Origin of the sequence: Ensifer sp. ENS03 (assembly GCF_014852035.1) — a bacterium.
Classification (GTDB): domain Bacteria; phylum Pseudomonadota; class Alphaproteobacteria; order Rhizobiales; family Rhizobiaceae; genus Ensifer; species Ensifer adhaerens.
Genome location: NZ_JACVAV010000004.1, coordinates 71,884 through 86,141 on the forward strand (window position 1 = coordinate 71,884; position 14,258 = coordinate 86,141).

General features: G+C 59.9%; 15 protein-coding genes. 9 read left to right on the forward strand and 6 right to left on the reverse strand.

Going from position 1 to position 14,258, the window contains the following annotated elements; genetic code table 11:
* Positions 1 to 9: 9 nt before the first annotated feature.
* Complete coding sequence (locus IB263_RS16775) at positions 10 to 714, reverse strand: Tim44/TimA family putative adaptor protein (protein WP_034800130.1); 705 nt, start codon at positions 712 to 714, stop codon at positions 10 to 12.
* A gap of 130 nt (positions 715 to 844) precedes the next feature.
* On the opposite strand from IB263_RS16775, the gene IB263_RS16780 reads away from it, so the two are divergent.
* Both IB263_RS16780 and secB read left to right on the forward strand, forming a co-directional pair.
* A complete protein-coding gene (locus IB263_RS16780) occupies positions 845 to 1,342 on the forward strand; it encodes an FxsA family protein (RefSeq protein WP_034800132.1) in 498 nt (165 codons plus the stop codon).
* 181 nt (positions 1,343 to 1,523) lie between these two features.
* Positions 1,524 to 2,021 (forward strand): protein-export chaperone SecB, encoded by a 498-nt coding sequence (gene secB / locus IB263_RS16785; RefSeq protein WP_060521526.1) that lies wholly within the window; start codon positions 1,524 to 1,526, stop codon positions 2,019 to 2,021.
* 62 nt (positions 2,022 to 2,083) lie between these two features.
* Here the strand turns inward: secB and dnaQ are convergent, their stop codons facing one another.
* The 5 genes from dnaQ to IB263_RS16810 are packed head-to-tail and all read right to left on the reverse strand — an operon-like array spanning position 2,084 to position 5,685.
* Positions 2,084 to 2,788, reverse strand: coding sequence for a DNA polymerase III subunit epsilon (dnaQ, locus tag IB263_RS16790; protein WP_192438723.1), 705 nt, complete (start codon positions 2,786 to 2,788; stop codon positions 2,084 to 2,086).
* Positions 2,781 to 3,383 carry a dephospho-CoA kinase gene (coaE, locus tag IB263_RS16795; RefSeq protein ID WP_192438724.1) on the reverse strand — a complete coding sequence of 201 codons (603 nt, stop codon included), beginning with the start codon at positions 3,381 to 3,383 and terminating at the stop codon, positions 2,781 to 2,783. The genes dnaQ and coaE overlap by 8 nt, the downstream gene beginning before the upstream one ends.
* A complete protein-coding gene (locus IB263_RS16800) occupies positions 3,383 to 4,240 on the reverse strand; it encodes a shikimate dehydrogenase (protein ID WP_192438725.1) in 858 nt (285 codons plus the stop codon). Before IB263_RS16800 ends, coaE begins: the two co-directional genes overlap by 1 nt.
* Positions 4,233 to 4,832 (reverse strand): Maf-like protein, encoded by a 600-nt coding sequence (locus tag IB263_RS16805; protein WP_192438726.1) that lies wholly within the window; start codon positions 4,830 to 4,832, stop codon positions 4,233 to 4,235. The genes IB263_RS16800 and IB263_RS16805 overlap by 8 nt, the downstream gene beginning before the upstream one ends.
* A 31-nt stretch (positions 4,833 to 4,863) precedes the next feature.
* Entirely contained in the window at positions 4,864 to 5,685 is an 822-nt protein-coding gene (locus IB263_RS16810; RefSeq protein ID WP_034800138.1) for a pyruvate, water dikinase regulatory protein, read from the reverse strand.
* A 407-nt stretch (positions 5,686 to 6,092) separates the two neighbouring features.
* On the opposite strand from IB263_RS16810, the gene hemE reads away from it, so the two are divergent.
* From hemE to IB263_RS16845, 7 genes are all read left to right on the forward strand, one after another.
* Entirely contained in the window at positions 6,093 to 7,124 is a 1,032-nt protein-coding gene (gene hemE / locus IB263_RS16815) for a uroporphyrinogen decarboxylase (RefSeq protein WP_127889626.1), read from the forward strand.
* Positions 7,121 to 7,663 carry a protoporphyrinogen oxidase HemJ gene (hemJ, locus tag IB263_RS16820; protein WP_089044253.1) on the forward strand — a complete coding sequence of 181 codons (543 nt, stop codon included), beginning with the start codon at positions 7,121 to 7,123 and terminating at the stop codon, positions 7,661 to 7,663. Before hemE ends, hemJ begins: the two co-directional genes overlap by 4 nt.
* 194 nt (positions 7,664 to 7,857) lie before the next feature.
* Positions 7,858 to 9,123, forward strand: coding sequence for a transcription termination factor Rho (rho, locus tag IB263_RS16825; protein WP_089044254.1), 1,266 nt, complete (start codon positions 7,858 to 7,860; stop codon positions 9,121 to 9,123).
* 369 nt (positions 9,124 to 9,492) lie between these two features.
* The gene (gene mnmE / locus IB263_RS16830; protein ID WP_192438727.1) at positions 9,493 to 10,821 is read left to right on the forward strand and encodes a tRNA uridine-5-carboxymethylaminomethyl(34) synthesis GTPase MnmE; all 1,329 of its coding nucleotides are present in this window, start codon (positions 9,493 to 9,495) and stop codon (positions 10,819 to 10,821) included.
* 90 nt (positions 10,822 to 10,911) lie between these two features.
* Positions 10,912 to 12,795 (forward strand): tRNA uridine-5-carboxymethylaminomethyl(34) synthesis enzyme MnmG, encoded by a 1,884-nt coding sequence (gene mnmG, locus IB263_RS16835; RefSeq protein ID WP_192438728.1) that lies wholly within the window; start codon positions 10,912 to 10,914, stop codon positions 12,793 to 12,795.
* Positions 12,792 to 13,433, forward strand: coding sequence for a 16S rRNA (guanine(527)-N(7))-methyltransferase RsmG (gene rsmG / locus IB263_RS16840; protein WP_192438729.1), 642 nt, complete (start codon positions 12,792 to 12,794; stop codon positions 13,431 to 13,433). The genes mnmG and rsmG overlap by 4 nt, the downstream gene beginning before the upstream one ends.
* 14 nt (positions 13,434 to 13,447) lie before the next feature.
* Positions 13,448 to 14,242: a ParA family protein gene (locus tag IB263_RS16845; RefSeq protein WP_060521519.1), complete on the forward strand. Its 795-nt coding sequence runs from the start codon at positions 13,448 to 13,450 to the stop codon at positions 14,240 to 14,242.
* The last annotated feature ends 16 nt before the right edge of the window (positions 14,243 to 14,258 follow it).

Consider the following 14,258-nt stretch of genomic DNA (forward strand, 5'->3'; position numbering starts at 1 on the left):
CGCGTCCGCTCAGTTTTCGGATTCGGTGGCGATCAGCTTCCAGTTCGGATCCCGCGAACGAATGTCGCGCGCGAAGGTCCAGAGATCGTTGACCTCCGCAACCGACTCGGCGTCGCCGTCAATCAGGCCGCCCTGCTTGTCATAGGTCGCCGAAATCAGCTGGCTGACGATGCGAACGGTGATGTTCTCTTCGCTGTCCTTCACTTCGGCGTGAATGATGTCTGCCTTGTCGATGCCGACGAAGGTGGACTTGACGACTTCGCCCTTGCGCTCGCGATCGGTGATCGCCGCGTCGAAGCCTTCATAGACCTCGCGGGACAGCAGATTCTTCAGCGTCTTTCGGTCGCCATCCGCGAAAGCCATGACGATCATCTCGTAGGCCATCTTGGCGCCGTTGACGAATTCCTTGGGATCGAAACCCTGATCCGCGTCGCTCAGCGCCCGCAGCTGGGTGTTGAGCGTCGTTCCGGTCTTGGCGAAAGCGTCGATCATTTCGTAGCGGTTTGCTTCTTCGTCCGCATTCTCGCGGCGCGGCAGCTGCACGACCTTGCCCTTGTCGCCGTTTTCCGGCCCCTGGCTCATGTCGCGTGGCGAATACGGATCAAACGGCGGCCGCTCGCTCCCGGTCCGGCGGCCCAAGACGCTGCGCAGTTGGAGGAAAATGACCACCGCGGCGATCAGGAAAAAAAACGTGATGAAGTCAAAAGAGCCCATTTCCACCCGGAACCGCTGTTAGAATTTCTCGTGGCTATTCCATATAGTCCGCAAGGATAGATCATTCAAATGGCGATGTCGCACCCTTAGACGGGGATGTGACACCAGGTTTCATTTTCGGGCAGCATCGATGCGTTCATTTCTTATCCCCCTTGCCATCCTCGGGCTTCCGCTGGCCGAGATCGCCGGTTTCGTTGTCGTTGGCCGAGAGATCGGCCTCCTGATGACGTTGCTGCTGGTTCTTGCCAGTGCATTTGTCGGCGTTATCCTGCTGAGAGTCCAGGGATTTACCGTCATTCGGCGAATGCAGGACGCCACGCGCAACGGTAGCGACCCGGGCCGGGAGGTGCTTGGCGGCGCATTGCTGTTCGTCGCGGCGATCCTGCTGGTGGTGCCGGGCTTCGTCAGCGACGTGATCGGCCTCCTGCTGTTTCTGCCTTTCGTTCGAAATGCGGTTGCCGGTTTCCTGCGCAAGCGAATGACGATCGTGACCGCGGCATCCGGTGCCGGCTGGACACGGCCGCACGAACCGCGCCCCTCGCCGCGCGTCATCGATCTCGATGAAGGCGAATTCTCGCGAACGGACGACGAGGATCCGCCGCAGGTCGGCGATCGCCGCCAGCCCTAGCCAAGAGGCCACGGTGACAGAATGCGCGAACGGCACTCTATCGCCCATATTCCGGAGCATGCTTTCCGCTTTCCGCTTGGAGCAGAAACCCAGCGCCCGCTGGAAAGCGCCGGGCCCGCAGGGTTGTAAGCCCTAGGCCGAAATGCTAGATGGCCTCACCTATTTTTGTCGAGGAACCCTTATGACGACTGATACCGCATCCAACGGCAACGGCAGCGCGCAGCAGAGCCCGACGCTGAACATCCTCGCCCAGTATATCAAGGACCTTTCCTTCGAAAACCCGGGCGCGCCGCGTTCGCTGCAGGCCCGTGACAAGGCGCCGTCGATCAATATCAACGTCAACGTCAATGCCAACCCGCTCGCAGAGAACGATTTCGACGTCGTGCTCTCGCTGAACGCAGAAGCCAAGGACGGCGACCGCGTCCTGTTCAACGTCGAGCTCGCCTATGGCGGCGTCTTCCGCGTTGCCGGCTTCCCGCAGGAGCACATGCTGCCGCTGCTCTTCATCGAGTGCCCGCGCCTGCTGTTCCCGTTCGCCCGTCAGATCGTTGCCGACGCAACCCGCAACGGCGGCTTCCCGCCGCTGATGATCGATCCGATCGATTTCGCGCAGATGTTCGCTCAGCGCATGGCCGAAGAAAAGGTCCGCGCCCAGGTTTCGAACGAAACCGCAAACTGATCGAATTTCAGATTGATGAAACGAAAAGCCCGGCCAATGTGCCGGGCTTTTTCGTATCTGCCTTAGTCCTGGGGGTCGTATTTTGCCCAGATCGCCTTGGCGCCGATCTTCCCGATCAACGCCGCGTGGGCGGCAAGGTCCGCCTCCGAGAGCCGGTTCGGCAAGGGACGCGGCCGCTGGCCGATAAGGATCGGCGCGTCGTCGAGTTCGATTGCCTGATCGGTCGATCTGTTGGACACAAGGCCGAGTGCTGCCTGACGGCCGCCGATCATCTCGATGTAGACTTCCGCCAGCAGTTCGGAGTCGAGAAGCGCGCCGTGCTTGGCGCGGTGCGAGTTGTCGATACCGTAGCGACGGCAAAGCGCGTCCAGCGAATTAGGCCCCATCGGGTGTTTGCGGCGGGCAAGCGCCAGCGTGTCGGTCACCCGCTCGATGGCGATCGGCGGCATGCCCAGACGCGCAAACTCGGCGTTGATAAAGCCCATGTCGAAGGTGGCGTTGTGCGCGACCCAACGGGCGTCGCCGAAAAACTCGAGGATCTGGTCGACCACATCGGCGAATGGCGGCTTGTCCTTCAGGGACTCGTCGGTGATCCCGTGGATGGCGAGCGCATCCGGGTGAACCTTGCGGTTGCCGGGATTGATATAGATGTGCAGCGTACGGCCGGTCGGAAATTGGTTCTCGAGCTCGACACCGCCGATTTCGATCACTCGGTCCTCGCGATTGTCGAGGCCTGTCGTTTCCGTATCGAAGATGATCTCACGCATCCGCGTCTCCGTTGCTGGCTGCGAGTTGGTCGACGACGGCCTTCACTTGGGCTCGGGTGACGTCGAAACTGTCGCTGGTATCGATGATGTAGTCGGCGCGTTTACGCTTTTCGCTGTCCGGCACCTGACGCGCAAGGATCATCGCAAGTTTTTCCTCGGTCATTCCTGGGCGCTTCAGCGCCCTTTGGCGCTGCAGCTCGGCCGAACAGGTCACGACGACGACGCGATCGACCCGCTTGTCCGCACCCGTTTCAAACAGGAGAGGAATGTCGAGAACGACGAAGGGCGCGCTGGCGGCCTGGTTTTCCGCGAGGAACTCCTGCTCCTTGCGGCGCACCAGCGGATGGACGATCGCCTCAAGCTCGCGCAGCCGTTCCGGCGCCTGCATGAGCTGGCGCGAGAGTTCGGCGCGATCGACTTTTCCATCTTTCGTGCTTCCGGGAAACGCCGCTTCCACCGGCGCCACCGCCTCGTCGCTATAGAGCTGATGCACGACCTCGTCGGCATCGTTCACCGGCACGCCGAAGTCGCGAAACATCTGGGCGGTCGTCGACTTGCCCATGGCAATCGATCCGGTGAGCCCAAGGATAATCATCAGTGCCTGTCCATGTCGTCGATAATCAATTGTCGAAGGTCGGCGTCCACCGTCGGCCGACAGCCGAACCAGAGTTCGAAGCCGGGCACCGCCTGGTGCAGAAGCATGCCCAAACCGTCGACGATCGCAAAGCCCTGCACCTCTGCCTGCGCCAGGATCGGCGTCTTCAACGGAACATAGACAATATCCGTGACGACTGCGCTCGAAGCCATAACGCCGAAGTCGATCGCCGGTGCTTCGCTGCCGTCCATGCCGAGCGAGGTGGTATTGATGAACAGGCCTGCGCCGGTCATCACGTCCGTGAGTGCGCCCATCGGATGGGCTTCCACCGCCGGACCGAACCGGTCGGCAAGTTCCTGCGCCCGTTCGACGGTGCGATTGACGACATGGATCGTCTTGATGCCGCGATCACGAACAGCCTGGATGATCGCCCGGCTGGCGCCGCCGGCGCCGAGAATGACTGCCGTCGACGTCCGGTCCCAGCCGGCCGCCCGCTCGTCGAGGTTGGCAACGAAGCCGCGGCCGTCGGTATTGGTGGCATGCACCTTTCCGTCCTGAACCCACAGCGTGTTGGCGGCGCCGAGTTCCTGGCTGAGCTCATCCGGCTGATCCACCAGTCGACAGGCCACTTCCTTGTGGGGGATGGTCACATTGCCACCGCAGAAACCGGATGTCCCGTCCTTGAGGCTGGCAATGAAGGCGGCGAATTCTTCCGGCTTGACCTCGTGCGCTCGATAGCTGCCGGGCAGACCGAGCTGTTTCAGCCAATAGCCATGGATCAGCGGCGACCGGGAATGCTTGATCGGATAGCCGGTGACGAAGGCGTGGTTAACAAATGTTTCACGTGAATCACGCATCGATCGTTCCCAGTTCACGGAGTTTGGCAAGCAGCGGCAGCATCGGAAGACCGAGGATGGTGAAGTAGTCGCCCTCGATCTTTTCGAAGAGCTGGATGCCCTCGCCTTCCAGCTGGTAGGCGCCGACGCTCGAAAGCGCCTTTTCGCCGACACGCTCTAGATGACGCTCGACGAAATCTGCCGTCAGCGGGCGCACGGTCATGTGGGCGGCAGACACATGGCGCCAGATGACGTCTTCGCCACGCAAAAGGACGACGGCACTGTTCAGGCGGTGCGTCTGGCCGGAGAGTGAAAGCAGATGTGCGGCAGCTTCCGCCATGGTCTTCGGCTTGTGGTAGACCCGCGACCCCAATGACATTGTCTGATCGGATCCGATCACCAGCGCGTCTGCGAAATACCTGGCGACATCGCGTGCCTTTGCTTCCGCCAGTTCGAGCGCAACGGTTTCGGGCGCAACGCCTTTATCCTCGAGCGGCTTTTCCAGCGCCCGCTCGTCGATCTCGGCCGCCTTCGCTTCAAAGACCAGGCCGGCATTCTCCAGGAGCGCCCGGCGAAACGGGCTGGCCGAAGCCAGGACGAGCGAAGATGTCATCATTCAAGTTCCCGAATTGTTCGAATCCGCTCTAACGCAGACGTGGACGCAGGGCAACGATTGCCGCTGCCGTTTCCTCTATCGAACGGCGGGTGACATCGATGACGGGCCAATTGTTGCGCGCACAGAGCGACCGGGCATATTTCAGTTCCTCGGTGATCGAGGCCTTGTCGGTGTACTCATCGCCGTGAAAGCCTTGCGTCGTTCCGAGCACCCGGTGCTGGCGCACTTGCGAGATACGGTCGGCCGTCGCGATCAACCCGACTACGAGCGGCTTCGTCGCTTCCATCAATCTTTCAGGCAACGGTACGCCGGGGACAATCGGGATGTTCGCTGTCTTGATGCCACGGTTGGCGAGATAGATGCTGGTCGGCGTCTTCGACGTCCGGCTGATGCCGATGAGGACGACATCCGCGTCGTCGAAATCCGCCGGCAGCTGACCGTCGTCATGGTCCATGGTGAAATTGAGCGCGTCGATGCGCGCGAAATATTCCGCATCCATCACATGCTGAGCACCGGATCTCCGCCGCGACGGGGATCCCAGATAGGACTGAAAGAGGTCGATGATGGGATCCAGCACGGAGACGCAAGGGACGCCCATCTCGCGGCAACGGCGATCGATGATATCGGCGAGTTCGCGGTCGACGATTGTATAGAGAACGATGCCCGGTGCGCCGTCGATCGCGTCGAGAACCTGCAGCAGCTGTTTGCGGTTCCGGATCAGCGGATAGACGTGCTCGAGCGCATGCGAGCTTTGAAATTGGGCCGCGGCGGCGCGCCCGGCGGCAATCAGAGTCTCGCCCGTTGAGTCCGAAATCAGGTGAAGGTGGAAGTAGTTTTTCTTGTTCTCCACGCAATTCTCCTGGTGCTGTTGATAAGCCGGGATGAAACACAGCTAACGACGGGGCCTGGATCCAGGCAAGTGGAAAACAGCCGAGTTATTCACAATTGGGGCTGCGGCGGACATTGTTTCGCGGCGGATGTGGACAAGACTCACGGCGCGGACAAAGTGTCACGGATATCAACTTCTTTTCCACAGGCGCGTCAAAAATCGAACGCGACTTAAAGAACTGATTCAAAATGCCTTTCTGAGATTGACCACGCTGTTTTTCCAGAGATCGAACTCATTGTCCCTTCGCTGAGCGTCGTGATCGCCGGTCGTGGACAAGTCAGTGCGTTGTTTTAATCCTTGATACCCACCGACTCTAAGAAATAGAAACCTTCTAAATATCTTTGATTTTTAATTGGGAGAGACGATCCGTGACCGAAACACGCAGAAAGGTTCTGGAGGTTTTGGCAGGGAAGACGGTGTCACCTCCTCCGATCTGGCTCATGCGCCAGGCGGGACGCTACCTGCCCGAGTACAGGGCAACGCGCGCCGTAGCCGGAAGCTTCCTCGATCTTTGCTACACGCCCGATCTCGCAGTCGAGGTCACGTTGCAGCCGATCCGTCGCTACGCTTTCGATGCCGCCATTCTCTTCTCCGACATCCTGGTCATTCCCGATGCGCTGAAACGCAACGTGCGCTTCGAAGAAGGCCATGGGCCACGAATGGATCCGATCGATGCTGATGGTATCCGTCTCCTGAAGCCTGAGGGCATCGCTGAACACCTCCAGCCGGTCTTTGAGACGGTTTCGCGGTTGCGCGCAGAGCTTCCCTCGGAAACGACGCTGCTCGGCTTCTGTGGCGCTCCCTGGACGGTTGCGACGTATATGATCGCCGGACAGGGGACGCCGGACCAGGCCCCTGCCCGTCTCTTCGCGTATCGCAATCCCGAAGCCTTCGATCATCTGCTCGCCTTTCTGGCGGATGTATCGGCTGAATATCTCGTGCGACAGATCGATGCCGGCGCCGATGCCGTGCAGATCTTCGATTCCTGGGCGGGTGTTCTCGGTGAGGAGGAATTCGCCCGCTACGCCGTCAAGCCGGTGCAGCGGATCATCGCCTCCGTTCGGGCGCAGCGGCCGCAGGCAAGGATCATCGCCTTTGCGAAGGGCGCGGGGCAGCTGTTGAACGGATATCGGCAGGCGACCGGTGCTGACGCGATCGGTCTCGACTGGACCGTTCCGCTTTCCTTTGCGAAGGATCTGCAGAAGGAAGGGCCGATACAGGGCAATCTCGATCCGATGCGGGTCGTTGCCGGCGGCGTGGCGCTTGAGGAAGGCATTGACCGCATTCTCGACGCACTCGGTCACGGTCCGCTGATCTTCAATCTCGGCCATGGCATAACGCCGCAGGCCGATCCCGATCATGTCTCGGCGCTGGTTGCCCGGGTTCGTGGAGCGCGGTGATGGCGGAGAAGCAGACCGACCGGGCGCCGGGCAACAGGGCGCGGCTCAGGGCAGCGATCGCGCTTGGTGCGTTCGTGGCGCTTCTCGTCGGTCTGTTCGTCTGGCGCCCGGATGATCTCTATCTCTGGATCAAGGCGCTGCATGTTATCGCCGTGATGTCCTGGATGGCGGCGTTGCTCTACATGCCCAGGCTGTTCATCTACCACACGGATGCGGAGCCCGGCTCCGCCCAGTCGGAAACCTTCAAGATGATGGAGTTGCGGCTCCTGAAAGTCATCATGAACCCGGCCATGATGATTTCCTGGGTGCTCGGGCTTTATCTGGCCTGGAGCGTTTATGGCTTCCAGGGTGGCTGGCTGCATGCCAAGCTTCTGTTTGTGGTGCTGCTGACCGGTGTCCACATGCGTTTCAGCCGTGCTGTGCGCGCCTTTCAGCGCGACGAGAACAGGCACGATGCGCGCTATTGGCGGTTGATGAACGAGGCGCCTACCCTCTTGATGATCCTCATCGTCATCATGGTCGTCGTGAAGCCATTCTGAATTTAATCGATTTGCGGCCTGTCATAGGCGTTTCTAATTTGCGACAGCCCCTTGCAGGGTTTCACGTGAATCGCTATTTTCTGCCATCTCCTCTTCATGGCTTGTAACAAAGACAAGAGCCTGCCCCTTCCTGCTGCAGCTCCCTAACGAATACTCGCCATCTCCCCACTACCCATACCAAACATGGATCCTTCATGGCTGAAATGAAGCTACAAGAACTCAAGAACAAGACGCCGACCGATCTGCTCGCTTTCGCCGAGGAGCTCGAGGTGGAGAACGCCAGCACGATGCGCAAGCAGGAGCTGATGTTCGCAATCCTCAAGATGCTCGCGGCCCAGGATATCGAGATCATCGGTGAAGGCGTCGTTGAAGTGCTCCAGGACGGCTTCGGCTTTCTGCGCTCGGCGAATGCAAACTACCTCCCCGGTCCGGACGATATCTACATCTCGCCCTCCCAGATCCGCCGCTTCTCGCTGAAGACCGGCGACACGGTTGAGGGTCCGATCCGCGGACCGAAGGAAGGCGAGCGCTACTTCGCCCTCCTCAAGGTCAACACCATCAACTTCGATGATCCGGAAAAGATCCGTCACAAGGTTCACTTCGACAACCTGACGCCGCTTTACCCGAACGAGCGCTTCAAGATGGAACTCGACGTTCCGACCTCGAAGGATCTGTCGGCCCGGGTCATCGACCTGGTTGCGCCGCTCGGCAAAGGCCAGCGCGGCCTCATCGTCGCTCCGCCGCGCACCGGTAAGACTGTTCTCCTGCAGAACATCGCCCATTCGATCACCGCGAACCATCCGGAATGCTACCTGATCGTTCTCCTGATCGACGAACGTCCCGAAGAAGTGACGGACATGCAGCGCTCGGTGAAGGGCGAAGTCGTGTCCTCGACTTTCGACGAGCCGGCGACCCGCCACGTACAGGTCGCCGAGATGGTGATCGAAAAGGCCAAGCGCCTCGTGGAACACGGCCGTGACGTCGTTATCCTGCTTGACTCGATCACCCGCCTCGGCCGCGCCTACAACACCGTTGTTCCGTCATCGGGCAAGGTCTTGACCGGTGGTGTCGACGCCAATGCTCTGCAGCGCCCGAAGCGCTTCTTCGGTGCCGCCCGTAACATCGAAGAAGGCGGCTCGTTGACGATCATCGCGACGGCGCTGATCGACACCGGCAGCCGCATGGACGAAGTGATCTTCGAAGAGTTCAAGGGCACAGGCAACTCGGAAATCGTGCTCGACCGCAAGGTCGCCGACAAGCGCATCTTCCCGGCGATGGACATTCTCAAGTCCGGTACGCGTAAGGAAGACCTGCTCGTTCCGCGCCAGGATCTGCAAAAGATCTTCGTGCTGCGCCGTATTCTGGCGCCGATGGGCACGACCGACGCAATCGAGTTCCTCATCGACAAGCTCAAGCAGACGAAGAACAACGGCGATTTCTTCGACTCGATGAACACCTAAGACGCGTTCATCATCCGACTTCGGGACCGGTCGACCACGCGTCGGCCGGTTTTCTCGTTTCAAAACCTTAGCCGGATTCTCCGGTCATTCGATTCGGTTTCGCAACAATCTCCGACTAGGCCCGCAATCAGACAGACACCGTTTCTGCTGATTCACGTGAAACACCTACCCACCGTGAAATACGAGGATGCGGCGAGGCCTTGAAATTTCGGCATTCTTTCGGCATAAGCACGCCGACCCATTGAGATAGCGTTTGCCCCGCGTGAGCGCGCTCCGCGAAGCGGAACGATCCGGTCCGGAACTTCGACGATCCCCATTGCATCGACCATCGACGCGCCCTGCGTGTCCGCGGTCTTTTCAGGTGAGCCCATGACAGCGACGCACACGATTTATGCGCTTTCCAGCGGATCTCTGCCCGCCGGCGTCGCAGTCGTGCGTATCAGCGGCGGGCGCACCGAAGCGGTGTTGCAGGCGCTGTGTGGTGGTGTGCCAACACCTCGGTCGGCGACATTGAGATCGATTCGGTCCCGTAACGGAGATGTCATCGACAGCGGCCTTGTTCTCTATTTTCGCGGACCTGCCTCCTTTACAGGAGAAGACTGCGCCGAGCTTCAGATCCATGGTGGTCGGGCGGCAGTAAACGCCTTGCTTGAGGAACTCTCGAAGCTCGAGGGTTTGCGCCATGCGGAAGCCGGTGAGTTTTCGCGCCGCGCCTTCCAGAACGGCAAGCTTGACCTGGTCGAGGTGGAGGGTCTCGCCGACCTGATTGCTGCGGAAACCGAGATGCAGCGCCGGCTCGCGATCGAACACTCCGGCGGTGGACAATCAAAGATCTATGCCGGCTGGGCGAAGCGCTTGACCCATGCGCGGGCGATGATCGAGGCCGAGCTCGATTTTGCCGATGAAGACGATGTGCCGGGCTCGGTCAGCGAGCGCATCTGGCAGGATATGTCCATGCTGTCGCAAGAGATAGCAGCACATATTGCCGATGCGCCGATCGCGGAGATCATCCGCGACGGCCTGAAGATCGTCATCGCCGGTGCGCCGAACGCCGGCAAGTCGAGCTTGCTCAATGCACTGGCCCAGCGTGACATTGCAATCGTCACCGAGATTGCTGGTACGACCCGCGACGTTCTTTCCGTGGACCTTTCCTTAGCCGGATTCTCCGTTAAGCTCTACGATACGGCGGGGCTGCGGGAAACCGACGAGAGAGTAGAGCAAGAAGGTATTCGTCGCGCACGAGAAATTATCGAGAGAGCAGATCTGATCTTGCTGTTGGCCGATGCGCCGGACGGTTTTGATGTCATGTCCGACTTCCCATCCGACACGACGCCCGTGCTACGGGTTGGAACCAAACTTGATCGCGGCAGTGATGGCTGGCGCGAGGGGGACGCGGATGTGTTGGTCTCGACGAGAACCGGCGAAGGCATGGAGCGACTGCTGGACGCGATCGCGGCGCACCTGCCGGATCTCAGTGGGCGGACCTCGCTGTCGCTGCCTTCGCGGCGGCGCCATGTCGATAGTCTCCGCCAGGCGCAGCGGTCGATTGACGACAGCTTGGCAAGTCAGGACTTGGGGCTGGATATACGCGCGGAACTGTTGCGCCTTGCTGGCGACGCAATTGGACGGATAACCGGCCGCGTGGATGTTGAGAACCTTCTCGATGTGATATTTTCTGAATTCTGTATCGGGAAATAACCAGTAGGCCAGTGCAGTACAACGTGTGCGAGTCCTTCGTTGTGTTTCACGTGAAACGATTCGTGCCGGGTCAACCCCGGAGAAGAGGCAATGATGCAATTTGACGTAATCGTCATTGGCGGTGGCCATGCCGGCTGCGAAGCCGCGGCTGCGGCTGCGCGTCTGGGCGCCAACACAGCGTTGATCACGCACAAGGCATCCACGATCGGCGTTATGTCCTGCAACCCGGCGATCGGCGGCTTGGGAAAAGGACATCTGGTCCGCGAGATCGACGCGATGGACGGCTTGATGGGGCGCGTCGCTGATGCCGGCGGTATTCAGTTTCGTTTGCTCAACCGCCGTAAGGGTCCGGCAGTGCGCGGACCGCGTACGCAAGCCGATCGCCGCCTCTATCGCGAAGCCATGCAGCGGGAGATCGCTGCCATCGAGAATCTGACCGTTATCGAGGGCGATGCCTTCGACCTTCTGGAAGAGCAAGGCCGCATCCACGGTGTCGTCATGAAGGACGGCCGCAGCTTTCAAGCGAACTCCGTTGTTCTGACGACGGGCACGTTCTTGAAGGGCCTCATCCATATTGGCGATCAGAAGATACCGGCCGGTCGCGTCGGTGAGGAACCGTCCGTCGGGCTCTCGGGAACCTTGCTGCGTTTTGGGTTGCGGCTCGGCCGCCTGAAGACCGGAACGCCCGCCCGCCTGGATGGACGCACCATTGACTGGGCGCGTGTTGGCCGGCAAGGTCCAGACGAAGATCCTGTGCCCTTCTCGTTCATGACCGACGGGATCGTGAATCGCCAGATCGATTGCGGTGTGACGCGGACGACGGAAGAGACGCACAAGATTATTACCGACAATATCGGCAAGTCGGCGATGTACTCGGGACAGATCGAGGGTGTCGGACCGCGCTATTGTCCGTCCATCGAGGACAAGATCGTACGATTCGGCGAGCGTGATGGCCACCAGATCTTCCTGGAACCGGAGGGTCTCGACGACGATACGATCTACCCGAACGGCATTTCGACGTCGCTGCCGGCTGACATCCAGGAAGCCTTTATCAAGACGATCCCAGGATTGGAGAATGTCGCGATACTGCAGCCTGGTTATGCCATCGAGTACGATCACGTCGATCCGCGTGAACTGAACGCGACCCTTGCCGTCCGCAAGATGCCAGGGCTTTTCCTCGCCGGTCAAATCAACGGTACGACCGGCTATGAGGAAGCCGGCGCGCAAGGTCTTGTTGCCGGCTTGAACGCCGCCTTGGCCGCGACCAACCGTCCCGAAATCGTGTTCAGCCGAACGCAGTCCTATATTGGTGTCATGATCGACGACCTGACGTCGCGCGGGATCACCGAGCCCTATCGCATGTTCACCTCCCGCGCGGAGTATCGATTGTCGCTGCGGGCCGACAATGCCGATGCGCGCCTGACACCGCTTGCAATGGAGGTCGGCTGCATCTCGGCTGCGCGGCGCGAACGCTTTGTCGATTGGCGCGCGCGTTTCGACGAAGGACGTGCCCTGTTGGAAGGCCTCTCGGTAACGCCGGCTGAAGGTAACCGTCATGGCCTTAAGCTCAACCAGGATGGCCAACGGCGCACTGCTTTCGAGATCCTGTCCTATCCCGATCAGTCGATTACCGGCTTGCAGACCATCTGGCCCGAGCTGTCGGCGATTGGTCCGCGCGTCGTTGAGGCGCTTGAAATCGATGCGGTCTATGCGGTCTATATGGATCGTCAGGCAGCGGATATCGCCGGCATTCAGCGCGAGGAAAATCTTGCCATACCCGATGGCTTCGACTTCGATATGCTCTCGGGCCTCTCCAACGAGCTGAAGCAGAAGCTGAAGCAGCAGGCGCCCCGCAATCTGGCTCACGTGATGAAGGTCGACGGTATGACGCCGGCAGCAGCATCGCTGATCCTGGCGTGGGTGAAGCGACAGAACCGAACCGTAGAACGTGAAGAAAAGGCCGGCGTACAATGAAGGCGAGTCCAATCGATGTGTTGAACGGACTGCGTGTTTCACGTGAAACGAATGAACGGCTGGAGCATTTTGCCAATCTCTTTCAGAAGTGGGCGAAGTCGATCAATCTTGTTGCGCCGTCCACTATCGAGGATCTTTGGCGTCGGCACATTGTCGATAGCTTGCAGCTCGCGCAGTTGTCGCCCGGTCCGAAGGCCTGGGTCGATCTCGGCAGCGGTGGCGGCTTTCCAGGTGTCATCACGGCGATCTATCTCGCCGAACTTGGCGACGGTTGGGTCCATCTCGTTGAAAGCAACAACAAGAAGGCTGCCTTTCTGCGTGTAGCTCTGGCCGAAACGGGTGCGCGCGGCTCGGTTCACCCGGTTCGAATCGAAGAAGCAGGGGCATTGATTCCCCGCGCGGACGCGGTTTCGGCGCGCGCGCTCGCGGATTTGACCTTGCTGCTCGACTATTCTGCGCCGTGGATGACGGCGAAGGAGCAGAAAGCGGTCGCCTACTTCCACAAAGGGCGGGATTACCAGCGCGAAATCGACAAAGCCGTTGGCCGCTATCAGTTTGATCTGGTAAAACATCCAAGCGTGGTCGAGCCGGATTCTGTCGTGCTCGAGATCGCAAATCTGGCGCGCAGGGCCCAGTGATCGCGAGCGGAAACATGTTTGGTGGCAAAAACCGGATCATCACAATCGCAAATCAGAAAGGCGGCGTCGGCAAAACCACGACCGCCATCAATTTGGCGACTGCATTGGCGGCTATCGGCGAACACGTTCTGATCGTTGATCTGGACCCGCAAGGCAACGCCAGCACCGGGCTCGGCATTCAACGCCGCGATCGGAACCTGTCATCCTATGAGCTGATGATGGGATCGCACGGGATCGGCGAGATCGCTCAACAGACAGCCGTTCCGAATCTCTCGATCATTCCATCGACCATGGACCTTCTCGGCGTCGAGATGGAAATTTCGCAGGAACCGGATCGTGTCTTCCGTTTACGCAAGGCCTTGGTTAGCCCCGCCGCGATGGAATATTCCTACGTGCTCGTCGATTGCCCACCATCGTTCAACTTGCTGACGATGAACGCGATGGCGGCCGCCCATTCGGTGCTTGTCCCTCTGCAGTGCGAGTTCTTCGCGCTCGAGGGTCTGAGCCAGCTGCTGGAGACTGTGGATCAGATTCGCCGAACCGTGAATCCGAGCCTGGATATCCAGGGCATCGTCCTGACCATGTTCGATTCGCGCAACAACCTGGCACAGCAGGTTGTTAGCGATGTGCGGACGCATCTCGGCGACAAGGTCTACCACACCCTGATCCCGCGCAATGTTCGCGTCTCGGAGGCGCCTTCCTATGGCAAGCCGGCCATTCTTTATGATCTGAAGTGCGCTGGCAGTCAGGCCTATCTGCAACTGGCCTCCGAAGTCATTCAACGCGAACGCCAGCGCAAAGCGGCATAATCATTTCGGTAGCGTA